This is a genomic window from Novosphingobium sp. NFX11, from assembly GCF_057376415.1.
Window position 1 is genome coordinate 1,255,887 of sequence record NZ_CP080385.1, and the last position, 17,585, is coordinate 1,273,471.

The 17,585-nt window shown below is 66.1% G+C and carries 16 protein-coding genes, 1 tRNA gene and 3 pseudogenes; 10 read left to right on the forward strand and 10 right to left on the reverse strand.

Annotated elements, in window-relative coordinates:
* Nucleotides 1-2: 2 nt before the first annotated feature.
* The 6 genes and pseudogenes from KZO24_RS23555 to KZO24_RS23580 all read right to left on the reverse strand — a co-directional run bounded on the left by KZO24_RS23555 (nucleotide 3) and on the right by KZO24_RS23580 (nucleotide 6,647).
* Nucleotides 3-1,994: a TonB-dependent receptor plug domain-containing protein gene (locus KZO24_RS23555; RefSeq protein ID WP_271184350.1), complete on the reverse strand. Its 1,992-nt coding sequence runs from the start codon at nucleotides 1,992-1,994 to the stop codon at nucleotides 3-5.
* Between the two features lie 209 nt (nucleotides 1,995-2,203).
* Nucleotides 2,204-2,806, reverse strand: a complete 603-nt coding sequence (ssb, locus tag KZO24_RS23560; protein WP_486487313.1) for a single-stranded DNA-binding protein — start codon at nucleotides 2,804-2,806, stop codon at nucleotides 2,204-2,206.
* A gap of 186 nt (nucleotides 2,807-2,992) precedes the next feature.
* Nucleotides 2,993-4,852 (reverse strand): ferrous iron transporter B, encoded by a 1,860-nt coding sequence (feoB, locus tag KZO24_RS23565; protein WP_271184348.1) that lies wholly within the window; start codon nucleotides 4,850-4,852, stop codon nucleotides 2,993-2,995.
* On the reverse strand, nucleotides 4,849-5,088 hold the full coding sequence (locus KZO24_RS23570; RefSeq protein WP_271184347.1) for a FeoA family protein: 240 nt from the start codon (nucleotides 5,086-5,088) through the stop codon (nucleotides 4,849-4,851). Before KZO24_RS23570 ends, feoB begins: the two co-directional genes overlap by 4 nt.
* Nucleotides 5,089-5,338: 250 nt before the next feature.
* A pseudogene (locus KZO24_RS23575) lies at nucleotides 5,339-5,994 on the reverse strand (COQ9 family protein).
* Between the two features lie 11 nt (nucleotides 5,995-6,005).
* The gene (locus tag KZO24_RS23580; RefSeq protein ID WP_370424662.1) at nucleotides 6,006-6,647 is read right to left on the reverse strand and encodes an ankyrin repeat domain-containing protein; all 642 of its coding nucleotides are present in this window, start codon (nucleotides 6,645-6,647) and stop codon (nucleotides 6,006-6,008) included.
* Between the two features lie 75 nt (nucleotides 6,648-6,722).
* Between KZO24_RS23580 and KZO24_RS23585 the strand changes: the two genes are divergently transcribed.
* The 7 genes and pseudogenes from KZO24_RS23585 to KZO24_RS23615 all read left to right on the forward strand — a co-directional run bounded on the left by KZO24_RS23585 (nucleotide 6,723) and on the right by KZO24_RS23615 (nucleotide 12,168).
* Complete coding sequence (locus KZO24_RS23585) at nucleotides 6,723-7,340, forward strand: SCO family protein (RefSeq protein ID WP_486487314.1); 618 nt, start codon at nucleotides 6,723-6,725, stop codon at nucleotides 7,338-7,340.
* Complete coding sequence (locus tag KZO24_RS23590) at nucleotides 7,328-7,846, forward strand: YcgN family cysteine cluster protein (protein WP_271184345.1); 519 nt, start codon at nucleotides 7,328-7,330, stop codon at nucleotides 7,844-7,846. Before KZO24_RS23585 ends, KZO24_RS23590 begins: the two co-directional genes overlap by 13 nt.
* A gap of 5 nt (nucleotides 7,847-7,851) precedes the next feature.
* Entirely contained in the window at nucleotides 7,852-8,577 is a 726-nt protein-coding gene (locus tag KZO24_RS23595) for a M48 family metallopeptidase (RefSeq protein WP_486487315.1), read from the forward strand.
* A gap of 77 nt (nucleotides 8,578-8,654) precedes the next feature.
* On the forward strand, nucleotides 8,655-9,095 hold the full coding sequence (locus KZO24_RS23600; protein ID WP_271184344.1) for a hypothetical protein: 441 nt from the start codon (nucleotides 8,655-8,657) through the stop codon (nucleotides 9,093-9,095).
* The gene (ribD, locus tag KZO24_RS23605) at nucleotides 9,092-10,078 is read left to right on the forward strand and encodes a bifunctional diaminohydroxyphosphoribosylaminopyrimidine deaminase/5-amino-6-(5-phosphoribosylamino)uracil reductase RibD (protein WP_486487316.1); all 987 of its coding nucleotides are present in this window, start codon (nucleotides 9,092-9,094) and stop codon (nucleotides 10,076-10,078) included. Before KZO24_RS23600 ends, ribD begins: the two co-directional genes overlap by 4 nt.
* A gap of 3 nt (nucleotides 10,079-10,081) precedes the next feature.
* Nucleotides 10,082-10,700: pseudogene (locus tag KZO24_RS23610) on the forward strand (riboflavin synthase).
* Between the two features lie 142 nt (nucleotides 10,701-10,842).
* The gene (locus KZO24_RS23615) at nucleotides 10,843-12,168 is read left to right on the forward strand and encodes an MFS transporter (RefSeq protein WP_486487317.1); all 1,326 of its coding nucleotides are present in this window, start codon (nucleotides 10,843-10,845) and stop codon (nucleotides 12,166-12,168) included.
* Here KZO24_RS23615 and KZO24_RS23620 read toward each other — a convergent pair.
* The 4 genes and pseudogenes from KZO24_RS23620 to KZO24_RS23635 all read right to left on the reverse strand — a co-directional run bounded on the left by KZO24_RS23620 (nucleotide 12,165) and on the right by KZO24_RS23635 (nucleotide 15,875).
* Nucleotides 12,165-13,166 (reverse strand): Gfo/Idh/MocA family protein, encoded by a 1,002-nt coding sequence (locus KZO24_RS23620; RefSeq protein ID WP_486487318.1) that lies wholly within the window; start codon nucleotides 13,164-13,166, stop codon nucleotides 12,165-12,167. The genes KZO24_RS23615 and KZO24_RS23620 overlap by 4 nt on opposite strands.
* Before the next feature lie 105 nt (nucleotides 13,167-13,271).
* Complete coding sequence (locus KZO24_RS23625) at nucleotides 13,272-13,814, reverse strand: GNAT family N-acetyltransferase (protein ID WP_271184339.1); 543 nt, start codon at nucleotides 13,812-13,814, stop codon at nucleotides 13,272-13,274.
* Nucleotides 13,815-13,816: 2 nt separating this feature from the next.
* Entirely contained in the window at nucleotides 13,817-14,992 is a 1,176-nt protein-coding gene (locus KZO24_RS23630; protein ID WP_271184338.1) for an amino acid aminotransferase, read from the reverse strand.
* 80 nt (nucleotides 14,993-15,072) lie between these two features.
* Nucleotides 15,073-15,875: pseudogene (locus tag KZO24_RS23635) on the reverse strand (DUF1134 domain-containing protein).
* A 279-nt stretch (nucleotides 15,876-16,154) separates the two neighbouring features.
* Here KZO24_RS23635 and KZO24_RS23640 point away from each other — a divergent pair.
* From KZO24_RS23640 to KZO24_RS23650, 3 genes are all read left to right on the forward strand, one after another.
* Nucleotides 16,155-16,246: transfer RNA gene (locus KZO24_RS23640), tRNA-Ser, on the forward strand.
* Between the two features lie 143 nt (nucleotides 16,247-16,389).
* The gene (locus KZO24_RS23645; RefSeq protein ID WP_271184336.1) at nucleotides 16,390-16,809 is read left to right on the forward strand and encodes an Arm DNA-binding domain-containing protein; all 420 of its coding nucleotides are present in this window, start codon (nucleotides 16,390-16,392) and stop codon (nucleotides 16,807-16,809) included.
* Nucleotides 16,810-16,883: 74 nt separating this feature from the next.
* Complete coding sequence (locus tag KZO24_RS23650) at nucleotides 16,884-17,534, forward strand: tyrosine-type recombinase/integrase (RefSeq protein WP_430098768.1); 651 nt, start codon at nucleotides 16,884-16,886, stop codon at nucleotides 17,532-17,534.
* Nucleotides 17,535-17,585: the final 51 nt, after the last annotated feature.

Genomic DNA, 17,585 nt, shown 5'->3' on the forward strand with positions numbered 1-17,585 from the left:
CCTTAGAACATTTTCGAGAGGGCGGCCTTGAAGTTGCGCCCCACCGCCGGGCGCGTAGACAGCGCCGACTGGTAATAAGTGTCGAAGATGTTCTCGACGCTCAGGCGCAGCGCGACGTTCTCGAAGATGCCGCCGCTCGGCGTGATCGTGGCGCGCAGGTTGTGGACGTCGAAGCCCTCGTGCTCGGTGCCGTTGATGTCGAGGTCTTCGGCGAGGGTCGTTTCCCAGCGCACGTCCAGCAGCTTGCCGAAGCGCTTGCCCGCCGAAAGCATGTAGGTCTTCTGCGGCAGGTTGGTCCAGTCGTCGATCACGCCGGTGGTGCGCAAGCGCTGGCCGTCCGGGATAGTCGCGTTGAAGTCGAAGTAGATCCCGCTCGCGGTGGCGTAGGATGCCTCGATCTCGAAGCCGTCGAGATAGACCTCGCGCACGCCCGAGTAGGCAGTGTTGTCGGTCAGCTCGGTGTCGTAGTAGTTGACCTTGATCGCAAGGTGATCGCCCTTGCCGAGCAGATCGGTGCGGTCGAACGAACCGCCCGCTTCCCAGGTCCGGCTCTTTTCCGGCTGGTTCATGTAGGTGGCGTTGTCGAGGTCGTCGATGATCGGCATGTTGCGCGTGCGCGCCCAGCTTCCGAACGCGGCGAGACCGAAAGGCAGCTCGTAGCGGGCCGAGACGCCGCCCATCCACGCCTCGTTGTTGTAGGAAACCGGCGTGCCGGTGCGGTTGGACTTGACGTTCGAGGTCTCCCAGCGGATCGCCGGGCTCAGCGTGAAGCCCTTGAACAGGCCGATCTCGTCCACTGCGAAGGCGGCCATGCGGTTGTCGGTGCCGCCCGGCGCACTGTTGGCGTCAGCCCGCTTCTTGTGAATGTACTCGACGCCGAAGTGCAGGTTGTGGCGGATCGGCCCGGTCGAGAACAGCGCGGCGTTCTTGAGCGTGATCTTCGAGGTCTCGTAACGGTGGTCGGCATCGAGCACCGGCGAGATCGCGACGCCCACGGCGCTCTGGTCGATCTCCTGATTGGCGTACGTGTACAGCAGCTGGAGATTGACCGCGTCGTTATCGACCGGCTTGTAGCCGTAGGATACCGTCAGCACCTGGCTCTTGGTGTCGCGGTCGACGTTGCCGAAGATACCCGCCGTAGTGCCGAAGCTGTCGTAGGGGACGTCGCGGTCGCTGGTGGTGGTCTGGTTGAAGCTGGCGGCGATGGTGTGGGCATTGTCGGCGCCGAAGTGGAACGCGCCTTTCACCAGGAAGCTGGGCAGATCGAAGCTGCTGTTGCCGATGTCATCGCCGTGGCCGTCCTGCTGCGTGCTCTGGGTCCGCCAGGTGTAGTTCGCGAGGAACTCGAACTGCTCGGTCGGCATTGCCGCGACGGTGGTGGAGGTCGCGAAGCCGTTGCCGTTGGTCTGGCCCGAAACCGTCTGGCTGGCGGTGATGCCGGTCTTGCCGTGGAGGACGGTGGCCGCATCGTTGGTTTCCAGCAGGACGACACCGCCGATGATCCCCGAGCCCCACTCGAAGCTGCCCACGGTGCCGCGGATCACCTGCGCCCGCTTGTAGAGCAGCGGGTCGGTGAACAGCTGCGTGCCGACGCGGTAGATCTCTTCCGAGCCCGTGGTGGCGCCGTCGACGACGAAAGCGACCTTCTGGTCGGTGCCATAGGTGCCGTTGGCGCCGAAGCCGCGGATGTTGATGCCAGAGCCGATCGGGGTCGATCCGTTGATGAGCGTGACGCCGGGCACGGAGTCCAGCAGTTCGGCGATGGTGGAGGCCTGGCGGTCCTCGATCTCCTTGCGGTCGATCACGGTGATCGGCGTCGCGGTGTCGGTCTGGATGGCGCGGGTGCTCTCGCCGATATCGATGGTGCCGAGGAATTCACCGGCCTGCGTGTTCTTGTCGGTGGCGGCAGCGTCCTGCGCGTGGGCCGGAGCGGCGACGAAGAAGGCAATGGCGGACACCCCGCCAAGCGCGCGGGCGGCAAAACTACGAAGCATAATTGTTTCCCCTTCGCTAATGCGAATCGTATGCATTAGCAGAAAGGCCAATTGCGCAGCTTGACTGTTACGTAAAGGACTTTTTGCGGATTTCGTCCGGTGGCCCCGGAAAGATCGCGAAGGGCATGACGAAACCGCCCCGGAAGCGGCGTGCTTCCGAGGCGGTCTGTAAGAACTGTCAGCTTCTCGCCGCGTGCGGCGAAAGACGGTCAGAACGGGATGTCGTCGTCGAGGTCGTCGCCGAAGCCGCCGCCGGAACCGCCGGACGAGCCGCCCGAGGAACCGCCGGTGCGGCCCCATTCGCTGCCGCCCGAAGCGCCACCGGAGGAACCGCCGCCCCATTCGTCACCGCCGCGCGATGCTCCGCCCGAGCGCTGGCCGCCGCCGAAGCCGCCGCCAGAGGAACCACCCTCGCTCCAGCCGCCACCGCCGCTGCGCTGGCCACCGCCGCCGCCGCCCGGCGCACCGTCGAGCATGGTCAGCACGCCGCCGACGCCGCCGACCGAGACTTCGGTGGTGTAGCGGTCGTTGCCGTTCTGGTCCTGCCACTTGCGGGTGCGCAGCTGGCCTTCGATGTAGACCTTCGAGCCCTTGCGCAGGAACCGCTCGGCGACGCCGACGAGGCCGTCGGACTGGAGCACGACCGAGTGCCATTCGGTACGCTCCTTGCGCTCGCCGGTGGCGCGGTCCTTCCAGCTTTCGGAGGTCGCGATGCGCAGATTGGCGATGCGGCCGCCGTTCTGAAACGACTTGACCTCGGGGTCGGCCCCCAGGTTGCCGACGATGATGACCTTGTTGACGCTGCCTGCCATGCGGGAATCGCTTTCGTTTCAGAATCTGGCGGACGGGTTAGCCCAAGCCGGGGCACCGATGCGAGTCCGGCAGACCGCCTTTTCTACAATTGTAACTGTCATTGCGAGCGAAGCGAAGCAATCCAGGGCGGTGTAAGGCTGCCCTGGATTGCTTCGCTTCGCTCGCAATGACGAAGTGAAAGCGCGCTACAGCCCCGCCGCCACCGCGACCCAGTACGTCGCACCCGCCGCGATGTAAGCCAGCCCGAACAGGTACGCGAGCATGAACGTCGGCCACTTCCAGCCGTTGGTCTCGCGCCGGGTCACCGCGATCGTCGACATGCACTGCGGCGCGAACACGAACCATGCCAGGAACGCCAGCGCCATCGGCAGGGTCCAGCGCCGCTTGAGCTGGTCGCCGAGTTCGAGCGCCTGCTCGTCCTCGTTGTCGCCCGCATCGACCGCGTAGGTCGTCGCCAGCGAGGACACCGCAACTTCGCGCGCGGCCATCGCCGGGATCAGCGCGAGCGCCATGTCGCGGTTGAAACCGATCGGCTCGACCACGAAGGCGAGGCCGTTCGCCACCTTGCCCGCGATCGAGGCATCGACTTGGCTCTCGCCCGGGCCGGCCTTCGGGAAGTTGAGCATGACCCACAGCACGACCGTGACCATGAAGATGATCGTGCCCGCGCGGCGCAGGAAGATCCACGCGCGCTGCCACAGGCCGATCGCCATGTCCTTGAGGCGCGGCATCTGGTACTTGGGCAGCTCCATGATGAAGCCCGAAGCGGCGCCCTTGGTCATCGAGCTGCGCAGCGCCAGCGCCACCGCCATGGCCCCGACCACGCCCACGACATAGAGCGTGAACAGCACCAGCCCCTGCAGGCCGATCCCGCCCCACACGCTGGTATGCGGGATAAACGCGGCGATGATCACCGCATAGACCGGCAGGCGCGCCGAGCAGGTCATCAGCGGCGCGATCAGGATCGTCGTCAACCGGTCCTTGGGGTCGGTGATCGAGCGCGTCGCCATGATGCCCGGAATGGCGCAGGCGAAGCTGGAGAGCAGCGGGATGAAGCTGCGGCCGGACAGGCCCACGCTTGCCATCATGCGGTCCATCAGGAACGCGGCGCGGGCCATGTAGCCCGATGCCTCCATGGCGAGGATGAAGGCGAAGAGGATGACGATCTGCGGCAGGAACACGATCACCGAGCCGACGCCCGCGATCACGCCGTCCGTCAGCAGGTCGCGCAGCAGGCTTGGCGGAAGCGCGGCCTTGACGCCGTCGTGCAGCGCACTGACGCCCGCATCCAGCGCATCGGCGAACGGAGTCGCCCAGGCGAACACCGCCTGGAACACCACGAAAAGGATTGCCAGCAGGATCACCGGCCCGACCCACGGGTTCAGCAGCAGCTGGTCCAGCTTGGCGTGAAGACGGTGGCGCTTGGATTCCGAAAGGATCGCCGCATCCGCCATGGCATGCGCGGCGACGCGGCGTTCGGTCTGTCCGAGGGCGGTCAGGCCCGGCCCCGGATGCCGCTCGCCCGCGTTCGCAATCGCCTCGCCCAGTTCGGCAAGGCCGCGGCGGCGCACCGCGACGGTCGGGATCACCGGCACGCCCAGTTCCTCGGCCAGCACTGCGGCGTCGAGGACGAGGCCGTCACGCTCCGCCAGATCGACCATGTTGAGCGCGACGACGGTGGGCTTGCCCAGCGCCAGCAGTTCCTGCGCGAAGACGAGGTGCTGCTCGAGGTTCGATGCGTCGAGCACCACCACCAGCACGTCGGGCGCGGCTTCGCCGGGGAAGTGCCCGGCGATGACCTTGGCGGTCACTTCCTCGTCCGGGCTGGTCGGGTCGAGGCCGTAGGCGCCGGGAAGGTCGGTCATCTCCACCGGCTCGCCGGTCGGCAGGACGAAGCGGCCCGACTTGCGTTCCACGGTAACGCCGGGATAATTGGCGATCTTCTGGCGCGCGCCGGTCAGCGCATTGAACAGCGCGCTCTTGCCCGCATTGGGGTTGCCGACGAGCGCGACCCGCCTGTTACCTTCAGGGCGTTGACGGCTCACAGTTCCTCGACCTCCATCGCGGCGGCATGGGCGCGGCGCACGGCCACGGTCATGCGGCCCACGGTAATGGCGATAGGGTCGCGCCCGCCCAGGATGCCGCGATGCGACACCGCGATCCTGGCGCCCTCCTCCAAGCCCAGGGCGCGGAGCCTGCGCGCCTCTTCCTGGACGAGCGCGGGCCAGTGCACGGCGACGATGCGCGCGAACCGGCCGATAGGAAGCATATCGAGAGTCATGCTGGCGCGGTGCCAGATAACACCCTTAATTGCAACCGGATCGCAATAGCGAAAGTATGGGTTTTAGCGGGGGCAAGAATTTGAAACGAAGCCAACCCCGCCGCCAACCACCGTTCGTCATTGCGAGCGCAGCGAAGCAATCCAGGGCAGTCTTGAGCCGCCCTGGATTGCTTCGCTGCGCTCGCAATGACGAACGGTTGTGTAGACTGGTGGCACGGAAGGTGGAGCGCAGACTGCGCGCCACTCCCTTTTACCGTGCCGGGTAGCGCATGCGGCCGAGCAGGCGGGTCATGCTAAACCGCTCGTCGGGCTTGCGCAGCAGCTGCGACTTGGCCTTCTCGAAGCGCATGATCCCGGCGATGCGGCGGTCGAGGAAGGCGCGCGTCTCGGCCTTGTCCTCGCTGGTGTCACGCGCGAAGGCGTGGAGCGTGGCCGCATAGATGCCGCCCAGGATCGCGCGCTTGGTGTAATGGTTGTAGTCGGTCGCGGTATCGCCCGCGAGCCGCCACATGGCATCGGCGCTGCGCCAGCCCAGCCGCGTGGATGCGGCGATGTTCTGCGGCATCGCCATGATCGTCAGCGCCCGCAGCAGCGCTTCCTCGCGCCCCGCCACGGCCTCCAGCCGCGCCCAGACGAGGCGGCGGATACGCTCGCGGATCGAAAGGTTCGACAACGCGCCCCTCCGACGGACGCGGTCATCGTCGCATCGACATGCCCAATCCACGCGGAGATCATCGCCATCGCCCCGTCGCGGAAGGCATAAGCCGCCAGCGCCGGATCGACACCCGCCGAAGCCGCGGCCGAAGCGACCGCATCGGCAGTCCAGCCGTCGAACACGGCGGCATCGGCCACCAGCGGAGCCAGTTGCAGGCGCAGTTCGTCGAGCGAGGCGGCTTCTTGCGTCATTTCCAACGTCCTCAGAAGGTCGGGCCGTAGACCGGCTTGGCGGTCTTCGCGCCCTTCTTGCCATAAGTCTCGATGACCGACATCAGCTGCGCGCTGCCGCCTTCGATCTTGGCATAGTCCCGCGCGCTGCGGCCCGAATTGTCGGAGCGGTCGGGATTGGCGCCCGCTTCGAGCAGCGCCTTGGTCAGTTGCAGGTCCTTGCGGTGGACGGCGAAGATCAGCGGTGTCTCGCCCGCGTCGTTCGAGGTGTCGGGGCTGGCCTTCTGGTCGAGCAAAAGCTGCGCGCCCTCGCGCCAGCCGAGGTTCACCGCCAGTTCCAGTGCGCTGCGCCCGCGATCGTCGGTGGCGTTGACGTTGGCGCCCTTGGCGATGAGGTAGCTGAGCCAGGTCAGGTCGCGGCGCGCGGTGACGATGTGCAGCGCGCCTTCGCCGGTGGTGACGTCCTTGGCGTTGATGATCTGGGAGGACTTCATGATCGCCTCCTCGACCTTGTCGCCTTCCTTCTTCTTAACCGCTTCGAGGAACTTGTACCCTTCCGAGAAGTCGGCGCGGGCGGGCGAGGTCATCAGCAGGCTCATCGCGAACACGGGAACAGCCACCTTGAGGACCATGCGAGAAAGGCCCACAACGCGGCGTATCGTCATCTTCAGCACTTCTAACGTCCTTCCACCACAGGTCTTTACGCGCGCCCCGCCATCCGCGCCTTGCATGGAGGCGTCTAGCAGGTCATGAGCGTGGGCGCCATGACATACCTTGCACGTCGTCTCGCTCCCCTTGCACTCGTATTGCTGGCGGGGCTGCCGCTTTCCGCCTGCTCGAAGCAGCCTGCGGCCGAGCGTCCGCCGCTCGAGGGCGCGGCCATCGGCGGGCCGTTCACGCTGGTGGACAAGGACAACAAGCCGGTCACCTGGGACAGCTTCAAGGGCCGCTGGCAGATCGTCTACTTCGGCTACACCTTCTGCCCCGACGTCTGCCCGCTCGACATGCAGGAAACGATGCGCGGCTTCGCCGAATTTGCGAAGCGCGAACCGGCCAAGGCGGCGAAAGTGCAGCCGATCTTCATCACCGTCGATCCGCAGCGCGACACGCCCGAGATCGTCGGCCAGTGGACCTCGGCGTTCGGCCCGAAGCTGCTCGGCCTCACCGGCACGCCGCAGCAGATCGAAAGTGCTGCCAAGGCCTTCGCGATCTACTACAAGAAGGGCTCCGACACGCCCGGCGGCTACCTGATGGATCACGTTCGCATCACCTACCTGTTCGACCCCGACGGCAAGCCGATTGCCATGCTGCCCTCCGACCAGGGCCGCAAGGCGGTCGAGGCCGAGCTTGAAAAGTGGGTGAAGTGAGCGGCCAGAAGCCCTTCTGGGAACTGCCCCTCGACCGCCTGACCCGCGATGAGTGGGAGGCCCTGTGCGACGGCTGCGGTCAATGCTGCCTGCACAAGGTCGAGGACGAGGACACCGGCGAGATCTACCACACCAATGTCGCCTGCAAGCTGCTCAACCTCAAGACCGCGCAGTGCAGCGACTATGCCAACCGCCGCAGCTTCGTGCCCGACTGCCTGAAGCTGACGCCCGAGAGCGCGGGTCGCTACGCATGGCTGCCGCCGAGCTGCGCCTACCGCCTGCGTGCCGACGGCGACCCGCTGCCCGAATGGCACTACCTCGTCAGCGGCAGCCGAGACACGGTGCACGAGGCGGGCATCTCAGTGGCAGGCAAGGTGATCTCGGAGACGGTGGCCGGGCCGCTCGAACAGCACATCGTCTGGCCCTACGGCGACGAGGATGGGGAGGAGTGGGAGGTCGAGGACGGCGGCGCGCCGTGGGACGTCCTGCCGGAGCAAAAGCGCTGAATGCGATGCTCGACTGGCTGAGGCGCGATCCGCGCGAAGAGCTGGTCGTCGAGGTCGGTGACCGCGCCCTTCCCGTGGTGGTCCGCCACCTCGACCGCGCCCGCCGGATGACCATGCGCCTTGCGCCCGACGGCAGCGAGGTGCGCATCTCCGTCCCGCGCTGGACCCGCACGGCCGAGGCGGTCGCCTTCGCCCGGAGCCGCCGCGACTGGCTGGCGAAGCAGCTCGCCGCCCTCCCCGCCGCCGCGCCGATGGCGGACGGAACCACGATCACCTTCCGGGGCGACGCCCTCGCCGTGGTCCACGACATCACCGCGCCGCGACGCCCGGTCGTCGACGACGGCGAACTGCGCCTCGGCGGCCCTGCCGATCCGCTTGCCCCGCGCGTCCTGCGCTGGCTGCAGACGGAGGCGAAGGACCTCCTCGCCGCCGACCTCGCCGAATATTGCGAGCGCGCCGCCCAGCCCTGCCCCGCCCTCGGCCTGTCGAGCGCGCAGCGGCGCTGGGGTTCCTGCGCGCATGACGGGACGATCCGGATCAACTGGCGGCTGATCATGGCGCCCGATCCGGTGCGCCGCTCGGTAGTCGCACACGAGGTTGCCCACCTCGTCCACTTCGATCACTCTCCCGCGTTCCATCATGTCCTCAAGACGATCTTCGAGGGGTCGATCCATGAGGCTAATCGGTGGCTCAAGGCGCATGGCCGGTCGCTCTATGTGCCGTTTGGGTAGCGTTGGGTGCCGTTAGGGCCTACATGGGTGCCATGTTGAAGCGCAGTGGAATCTGGAAAGACGCAAACCCGACCGGGATGGTCGCGGATTTCAAGCTGGTCTGGAAGCAGGCCGGACACAACCGCTGGCGCATCGCGGCGGTGTCGGCCGCCTGCACTTTCGGCGTTTTCTATCTGATGTTTACGCAGGAAGGCAGCGCCCCGCACCCGCCGCCGAAGGTCACCTGGATCTCCGTCCTCAAGGAACACCGCACCGACGCCGAGATCGAAGCGGAAAACATCGCCAACCAGAAAGCCAAGGAAGCTTACGCCCGCGAAATAGCGCGCCGCGACAAGGACGTACGCGAACTCTACAAGACGATCGGCCGCTATTCCGGCATGGACGTCGACAAGATCGCGCGCGAAGCCGACGCCGAGGAAGCCGCCAAGGCCAAGGCCGATCGCGAGCGGATCGAACAGAATCTGAAGGCAGGCGGCATCGCCAACCCCAAGCTGGCACCGGACGCCGCCCAGCAGTGAACGACAGGGGGAGCGAAGACGCGCGCTGGCTCGCCGCCGCCGCGGCTCTCGCCGCGCGCGCCCGTCCGCTGAGCAGGCCGAATCCGGGCGTCGGCGCGATCATCGTGAAGGCCGGCCGCGTGATTGCGCGCGGCTGGACGCAAGCCGACGGCCGCCCTCACGCCGAAGCCATGGCGCTCGCCGCCGCCGGAGAGGCCGCGCACGGGGGCACCATCTACGTCACCCTCGAACCCTGCGCCCACAAGTCCGAGCGCGGCCCGGCCTGCGCCGACCTCGTCTCGCAGTCTGGCCTCGCCCGCGTGGTGATCGGCTGCATGGACCCCGATCCGCGCACCTCGGGCGCCGGAATCGCCCGCATCCACGCCGCTGGGATCGCGGCCGAATACCTGCCTTCGACGGCCTGCGAGCAGAGCCTTTCCGGCTATCTCACCACCAAGCGCCTCGGCCGTCCCGAGGTGACGCTCAAGCTCGCCCTGTCGCTCGACGGCTGCATCGCACTGGCGAGCGGCGAAAGCCAGTGGATCACCGGCGCCCAAGCCCGCGCCCACACCCACGCCATGCGCGCCCGTGCCGATGCGATCCTTGTCGGCGGCGGCACGTTGAGAGCCGACAATCCCCGCCTCGACGTGCGCCTGCCGGGGCTGGAGGATCGCAGCCCGCAGCGCTGGGTACTGACACGCGGCTCCGCTCCCGAAGGCTGGCATGCACTGCCTTCACCGGACGCCGTCGCCGGGATGGAGGGTGTGCTTCACCTCTTCGTCGAGGGCGGCGCCCATGCCGCGACGGCTTTCCTCGCGGCGGGGCTGGTCGACAGGCTGCTGATCTACCGCGCGCCGGTGCTGCTCGGCGGCAGGCCGGGCCTCGCCGACTTCGGCCTGTCCTCGCTGGCGCAGGCCCATGGCCGCTGGCGGATGATCAAGCGACGGCAGCTTGGCAGCGACACGCTGGAAGTCTACGACGCGCGAAATTCTCACGAAGGCTAGCTCATGTTCACCGGAATCGTCACTGCCGTCGGCACCATCCGCGAAGCCCGCAAGACCGGCGACCTGCGCGCCGTCATCGCCTGCCCCTTTGATCCCGCGGGCATCGCGATGGGCGCCTCGATCGCCTGCTCGGGCGTATGCCTGACCGTGGTGGACAAGGGCGGCGTGGCCGGCGACGCCTGGTTCGCGGTGGATATTTCGGCCGAATCCGTGGCCCGCACCGTCTCCGACCGCTGGCAGGAAGGCCGCCACCTGAACCTTGAGCCGGCACTGAAGCTGGGTGACGAACTGGGCGGTCACATCGTCACCGGCCACGTCGATGGCGTCGGCACCGTGGTCAGCATCGAGCCGGTCGGCGATTCTGCGCCGCTTCGTCATCGCCGCGCCCAGGGAACTGGCCCCCTACCTCGCCCCCAAGGGTTCGATCACCGTCGATGGCATCTCCCTCACCGTCAACGAAGTGAGTGACGAACCGGACGGCACCTGCCACTTCGCCCTGAACATCATCCCCCACACGGCGGAAGTGACCACCATCGGCGCGATGCAAGCAGGGGACGGCGTAAATCTGGAGATCGACGTGCTGGCCCGCTATCTCCAGCGCATGCAGTCGCTGCGGAGCTGATCGGCCTGAAAGGCACGGCAGAGTCACCGCGTGTCGGTGACTCTGCGGGTTTCTCCCGATGATCCGGCGCCCTGCCACTAGGCTGGCGGCTACAGGATCATTTGGAGACAACGGCATGCATGGAGCCGCGCCGCAAGGCGGCTTGCTTCGGACCCGGACCAAGGCGCTCTACAGCTTTGGCAACGTCGGGAACCAGTTGTTCCGCGACGCGCCGATGATCCTCCTGCTTTACTACCTCACCAGCATCGTCGGCATTCCGCCAGCGATCGCGGGCGCGGCGATCTTCGTGCCCAAGGTCATCGTCGGCGCGCTCAGCGACTTCACCGTCGGCGTCGTTTCCGACCGCAACCTCCATCGCTTCGCGCGGCGAAACTGGCTGCTGGTCGGCGCAGTGCTGGCCCCCTTCGCGATGATCGCCACGTTCTTCGTGCCCAACGCCGGGATGAGCACCCAAGTCGGCTACGTCGTCGTCGCCTTCAGCTTCTACATGGTGACCTTCGCCAGCTTCTCCGTGCCGTTCCTTGCGCATTTCTCGGAAATCAGCAGCGATCCGCAGGAGCGCACGGTGCTGATGGCGTGGAAGCACGCCTGGACCGGCGCGGGACTGCTGCTCGGCTCGGCGCTGGTGCCATGGCTCATCCACGAACTGGGTGCCGATCGCGGCGCCTACGTCACCGGCGCGGCGCTGCTGGGCGGGATCACCGCGATCAGCCTCGTCACCGCCTGGAACGCGGTGCGCAAGGTGCAGGTCGTCACGCCTCTCGAGCGCGACCTCTCGCTGCGCGGCCTGCTGGCCACGCTGACCTTCCGCCCGTTCCGCGTCCTGTGCCTTTCCGCCGCCGCCATGACGGTGGCGGCAGGCACCTGCTCGGCGGCGATGGCGTTCTTCATCACCTACAACATGGGGCGGACCGACGCGCTGGTGCAGCTCGGCATCCTTGTCGCCATTGCGGGCTGCGTCGTCATGGCGGTCTCGCCGCTCTGGGTGGCGGCGGCGAAAGTGCTGGGCAAGCGCAACGCGTACCTCGTCGGCGCGCTCGGCCATGTGATCACGCTGATCGTCTGGTCCAATGCCGGCGCCGGGCCGATCTGGGTGACCTATGTGTGCTCGGGCTGCGTCGGGCTGTTCAACTCGGGCTGGGGCCTGATCGCGCTCTCGCTCCTCACCGACGCCATGGCGCAGGCCCGCGCGGAGACCGGGCGCGATACCGCCGGCTCGTTCGCCGCGATCTGGTCGATCATCGAGAAGGCCGGAATCGCGCTCGGCGGCACGCTGATCGCGAGTTCGATCCTGGCGATCGGCGGCTTCGATTCAGCCGCCGCCAAGCGCGGCATCGCCCAGAGCGCCGAGGCCATCGACGCGATCCGCTACGCCTTCGGAATCGTCCCGGCCGCGCTGATGTGCATTGCCGCGCTGATCATCTGGCGCTGCGTCCCCGCACGCGGAGGCGCAGCGCTGGCACACTAGCTATCGTGCTGCGCCGCCGCCACGATCGCACGGTTGAGGCGGGTCTGGCGCAGGGCGGAGGGGTGCAGCACGCTGCGGTTCGGCAGCCCCCTCACCGCCAGAGCGAACTCGCGAAGCTGCGTCGCGAAATAGTGCGTGATCCCGTCGTTGAAGAGCGCATCGTCATCCACCGGTGCTCGCTCGGGCATGACGACGGGCTCGTCGTCGATCCAGAGTTCATCGCCGTTCTCGACGCGCACGGTGGCGTTCTCGAAGTGCGCGACCTTGCGGTTCATCGTGCGCTTCTGGTTGTACGAAACGTGGATAGAGGCGAGCACGTCGTCAGGATAGCGCAGCAGGATCATCGCCTCGTCCTCTGCCGCCCAGTCGGGCTGGAAGCGCGCCGCCTCGACATGGATGCGCAGCGGATCGATCTCGCCGACGACGAGTTGCAGGAAATCGATCGCGTGCGGGGCGAACAGGGTAAGGACCAGTCCTTCCTCGCGCGTGCGGGTCGCCCACCAGGGCGCCTGCGGGCCGTCCCAAAACACGCACATCGAGATGCTGACCCCGCGCAGACGGCCGAACCCGGCGCGGCGGTCCTGCAGCGTACGGACCGCCTCGACATGGCGAAAGGTGTGCCCGGCAGCAAGGACCAGCCCGGTTTCGTCCGCCAGTGCAGCGATCCGCTCGGCATCGGCGACGGTTTCGGAGAACGGCTTCTCGACCAGCACGTTGCGCCCGGCGCGCAAGACCTGCTCCACCTGATCGGCGTGAAGCGCATTGGGCGTACACAGCACCACTGCTTCGACAGCATCCAGCGCCAGCGCCTCTTCCAGCGAGCAGCAGGCATGCTTAGCGCCATACTCGCCGGCGAATTCGGCAGCGCGAGCGGGATCGGGGTCGACCACCGCGACCAGCCGGGCATGCTCCGGGCTGCGGACGATCGCCTTGAGATGCAGCGGCGCGATCCGGCCGCAGCCGACGAGGGCGATCCCGATGGGTCGATCGATTGTCATGCAGGCTCCACGTAACGTCGGTCAGGAAAGACGTGACGAGGCCCATATCTTCACCCGCCGTCCATCACCGCCTGGGCGGTTGATCGACAGGCGGACGATACCCGGTCAGGCCAGCGGGCCTGCCGTGAAACTCTCGCGCGTGATTTCGAAGATGACGTGCTCGACCATCACGCCGCAGCGCTCGTAGCTGCGCGAACGGCCCTCGACCAGACGGCCGCCGATATTCGCCATCGCCTTGCGCGAGATGACGTTGTCCGCGCCCACCTGGAAGATGACACGCTCGAAATGCTGGAGTGCGTGCGCAAGCATCATGCGCTTGAATTCGGCGTTGTACCCGCCGCCCCAGTAGCGGCGTGCCAGGAACGTCCAGCCGATCTCGATTTCGCCGGGTTGCTCGACTTCGGGCGCTCCGTAGCGGGAGGAGCCGACGATTGCGCCGTTCTCCCGATCGAGGATCGCAAGGGCGCCGCCACCCGCCAGCGCCTCGTCGAAGAAGGCGCGGAACACCGGCTCCTGCCAACGATCGTGCGAGGGATGCACGGCCCAGATGTCGGGATCGGACGCGACTGCGAACAGCGCATCCCAATCCGCCTCGACCAAGGGCCGGAGCGTCAGCCGGTCCCCTTCGAGAACCGGCTCACGGTTCATGATCAGGCCGTCACGGCCGCGACGGCGGCGATGAACTGGTCGATGTTGCCGTCGGTCAGACCCGCAACGTTGATGCGGCCCGAAGCGGCAAAGTAGATACCGTATTCCGAACGCATCGCCTGCACCTGCTCCGGGGTGAAGGGGATGATCGAGAACAGGCCGTTCTGCGAACCCACTGGGGTCAGATCGACGCCGCCGGTCTTGCCGGCAGCCTGCAGCTTGGCGCGCACGCCGCGCATGCGCTCGCGCATTTCGTCGAGTTCGGCCAGCCACTGCGCGGTCAGCGCCTCGTCTTCGAGGATCACGCGAACCGCCGCGCCGCCGTGATCTGGCGGCTGCGACCAGTTGGCGCGCGCCAGCGAGTGACCGTTCGACATCACCTTGGCAAGATCGGCCGGATCGGCGACCATTGCGTAGAGCGCGCCGACGCGGTCACGATAGAGGCCGAAGTTCTTGTCGCACGAATAGCAGATCAGCGCTTCGGGCACCGATGCCAGAACGCGGCGCAGGCCGTAGGCATCTTCTTCCATGCCCTGGCCGAGGCCCTGGTAGGCAAGGTCGAGAACCGGCAGGATGGTCGAAGCGGCCAGCAGTCCGGCGATCTCGGACCACTCTGCACGGGTGTAGTCAATCCCTGTCGGGTTGTGGCAGCAGCCGTGCAGCAGGATGGCATCGCCTTCCTGCGCCGTGGCGATCGCGCCGCGCAGGGCGTCCATGTCGGCACCGGCCCCGGTCGCGTGGTTGAATTCGAGGACTTCGAGGCCGAGATCGGCGCAAATCTGGTTATGGTTCGGCCAGCTGGGCTTGCCGACGATGACGCGCTTGTAGCCCGCACGCTTCACCATCGCGAGCGCGAGGCGCAGCGAGCCGGTGCCGCCGGGGGTCTGCATGCCCTCGATCCGGCCGTCCATGGTCGGGTTGGCCTTGCCGAACACGTAGGGCATCAGCTTCTCGACGAAGCCCATGTCACCCTCGGGGCCAAGGTAGGCCTTGGAGTTCTGCTCCTCGACCAGTTTCTTCTCCGCCGCCTTGATCGCGGCGAAGACGGGCGTGTCGCCCTCCGCAGTCTTGTAGACGCCGACACCGAGGTCGATCTTGTCCGCACGCGGATCGTTGTTGTGGAGCTTGATCAGCGCAAGGAGCGCGTCAGCGGGCTGTTGCTTGAGATCGTTGAGCATGGCGGGCGGCCCTTAACCCCGCCCGCCGCTTGACGCAACCACCTAGTTGAAGGGCCGCGTCGATGCGCAATATCGTTGCGTCAGAAGGGCAGCCAACTCTGCTTTTCGGAGAACTTCATGTAGCCGATGTTGGCGCCCAGACGTAGTCCCGCGCCCGCGCGCACGGGAATCAGCACGGTGTTTCCGCGGCGCAGGTAGCTGACGGTAAAGCCGCCCACGAGATAAGCCTGGCCTTCGCCCGCGCCGAACCTGTGGAACAGGTCCTGGCTGTCGTAGAGGTTGTAGACGAGGACGAAGGCATTGCCTGCATTGGCTCCGGCATCGAAGCCGATCGACGGCCCGGTCCAGTAGACGGGACGTTCGCCCTCCACCTTGTGGTGAAGCGTGCCCGAGCCGTAGCGCAGGCCCACGGCGATGGCGCCGCCAGCCTCGCGGCCGATGATATAGGCGTTCGGCTCGCCCTGCTTGGCCAGCAGGTCCTTGATGATGTCCGCAAGACCCTTGGCGCCTTTGCCGAATACACCTTCGGCTGCGCCAATCAGGTCGTCCTCGCGGTAGGTCGAACCATTGTCCTGCGTCGCGACAGCAGGTGCGGCGGGATAAGTCGGCGCGGGCGTGGGAGCAGGATAGGCCGGCTGCCCGCCGTTCCAGTCGGTGGCGGGGGCCCTTCAACAGGCGTGCCGTTACCAGGATCAGTTGCAGGCGGCACCGGCGAATAGGTCGTCCCCCGGTTGAGGTCGCTATCGATCGCAGCGTCGGGATCGACGGTGGTGACTTGCGCTAAGGCCGGCGCAACAGGCATGGCGAGCGCCATAAACGCCGCCGCCAACCCGATGACCGACCTGCGACGCGCGCCCCGGGCAGTGTGCGTGCGATCTTGCATAGAATGACCCTTCATGGCGTGATTACCTTGCGTTCTCCACGCCGATACTGGCGCTTCCACGTTCCCCGCGCCCCATGCACGGTCAAAACTGGTATCATCCCACAAGAATCCACCGCGCATGACCTAGCAATGAACGGACGACGACCCGAGTCGGTTTTGCGGCGGATTGAACTTGAAACATGCGCCGAAGCGAGTGCCGAATAAATCTGCATTCTGGCACTCTTGCCCCCTTGCCGCCCCCGAATGCTCCCGTTATAGGCACCGCTCCAAGCCGCACTCGGAGACGTGGGTGAGTGGCTGAAACCAGCGGTTTGCTAAACCGTCGTGCCCTTAAGGGGGCACCCCGGGTTCGAATCCCGGCGTCTCCGCCACCGGCTTGTATAGCCACATTCGCGACCATCCGATAAAGCCCTGAGAAATCAGGTCTTTCGGGTGCTTCGTGTCCACCCGCATTCATCCCTGTTCGCCTGCAACCGATTCGTCGTGTGGGAAAAAATGTGGGAAGATTTGTGGCATGGGTAAGCTGCCCGCAACCGTTGTAAGAAACGCCACCAAGCCAGGACGCCTGGGGGATGGTGATGGACTTTTTCTCATCATCCAACCCAGTGATACCAAGAGTTGGATGTGCCGGGTTCAGAAGGCTGGTAGCCGCCGCGACTTTGGCGCGGGCAGCGCGGCGAAGGTGTCGATCGCCCAGCCAAGGGAGCGCGCTCGGGAGATTCGGAGCTGGGTGGAGCTGGGCCTCGACCCCGTTTTCGAACGGCGTAAGGCCGAAGGCGTGCCTACCTTCAAGGAGGCCACTGCGGAAGTCCTAGCAGCCCAGCGCAAGACTTGGCGCAATGAGAAGCATGAAGGTCAGTGGCTTCGTACGCTGGAGACATATGTCTTCCCCAAACTAGGCAATGTCCAAGTCTCGGAAATCACCAGCCCATGATCCGCAATGTCCTGGCCGAAATCTGGCTATCCAAGCCTGAGACCGTACGGCGGGTCTGACAGCGTATTGGAGCGGTGCTCGACTGGGCCTTTGCCTCCGGCTTCCGAGAATCAGAGGCACCGATGCATCCGGTGACCAAAAGTCTGCCTAAGCAGCCGAAGAATGAGGGCCGTTTCGCAGCGATGCCCTATAATAATGTACCCGCTTTTGTTGCCAGCCTCAGGACACGAAAGTCATTCAGCCGGATGGCACTCGAGTTTGCAATCCTGTGCGCTTCACGATCGGGGGAGGTTGGCGGCGCGCGGTGGGAGGAATTTGATCTGGAGAACTGCCTCTGGACGGTGCCGAAGAAGCGAATGAAGGCCAACCGCGAGCATGTCATTCCCCTCACGCCGAGCGCAATTCGGATCATAGAAAGAGCAGCCGCCCTCAAACTGGGTGATTGCCCCCTCGTCTTCCCTGGAGCGAAACGGAACACCCCGCTGTTCGACATGACGTTGACGAAGCTTCTGCGTGAAATTAAGGAACCTTACACGGCACATGGTTTCAGGTCGGCATTTCGCGATTGGGTGAGCGAAGAGACTGAGCATCACGGCGAAGTGGCCGAGGCAGCACTTGCTCACGTTGCAAAAGACAAAACTGAAGCTGCGTATCGACGCGGAAACTTGCTCGAAAAGCGCCGATTGCTGATGAATGGCTGGTCAGCCTTTTGCGAGCCGCGCTGACGCACCTTGCCGCGAAGTCGATGTAGCGAACCGTCGCTTGCAGCGAGCGGC

Excerpts from the sequence above, each read along its gene's own strand:
- KZO24_RS23555 (WP_271184350.1), bottom strand. The coding sequence starts at position 1,994 with ATGCTTCGTAGTTTTGCCGCCCGCGCGCTTGGCGGGGTGTCCGCCATT.
- ssb (WP_486487313.1), bottom strand. The coding sequence starts at position 2,806 with ATGGCAGGCAGCGTCAACAAGGTCATCATCGTCGGCAACCTGGGGGCC.
- KZO24_RS23570 (WP_271184347.1), bottom strand. The coding sequence starts at position 5,088 with ATGACTCTCGATATGCTTCCTATCGGCCGGTTCGCGCGCATCGTCGCC.
- KZO24_RS23585 (WP_486487314.1), top strand. The coding sequence starts at position 6,723 with ATGAGCGTGGGCGCCATGACATACCTTGCACGTCGTCTCGCTCCCCTT.
- KZO24_RS23595 (WP_486487315.1), top strand. The coding sequence starts at position 7,852 with ATGCTCGACTGGCTGAGGCGCGATCCGCGCGAAGAGCTGGTCGTCGAG.
- KZO24_RS23600 (WP_271184344.1), top strand. The coding sequence starts at position 8,655 with ATGGTCGCGGATTTCAAGCTGGTCTGGAAGCAGGCCGGACACAACCGC.
- KZO24_RS23620 (WP_486487318.1), bottom strand. The coding sequence starts at position 13,166 with ATGACAATCGATCGACCCATCGGGATCGCCCTCGTCGGCTGCGGCCGG.
- KZO24_RS23625 (WP_271184339.1), bottom strand. The coding sequence starts at position 13,814 with ATGAACCGTGAGCCGGTTCTCGAAGGGGACCGGCTGACGCTCCGGCCC.
- KZO24_RS23630 (WP_271184338.1), bottom strand. The coding sequence starts at position 14,992 with ATGCTCAACGATCTCAAGCAACAGCCCGCTGACGCGCTCCTTGCGCTG.
- KZO24_RS23645 (WP_271184336.1), top strand. The coding sequence starts at position 16,390 with ATGGGTAAGCTGCCCGCAACCGTTGTAAGAAACGCCACCAAGCCAGGA.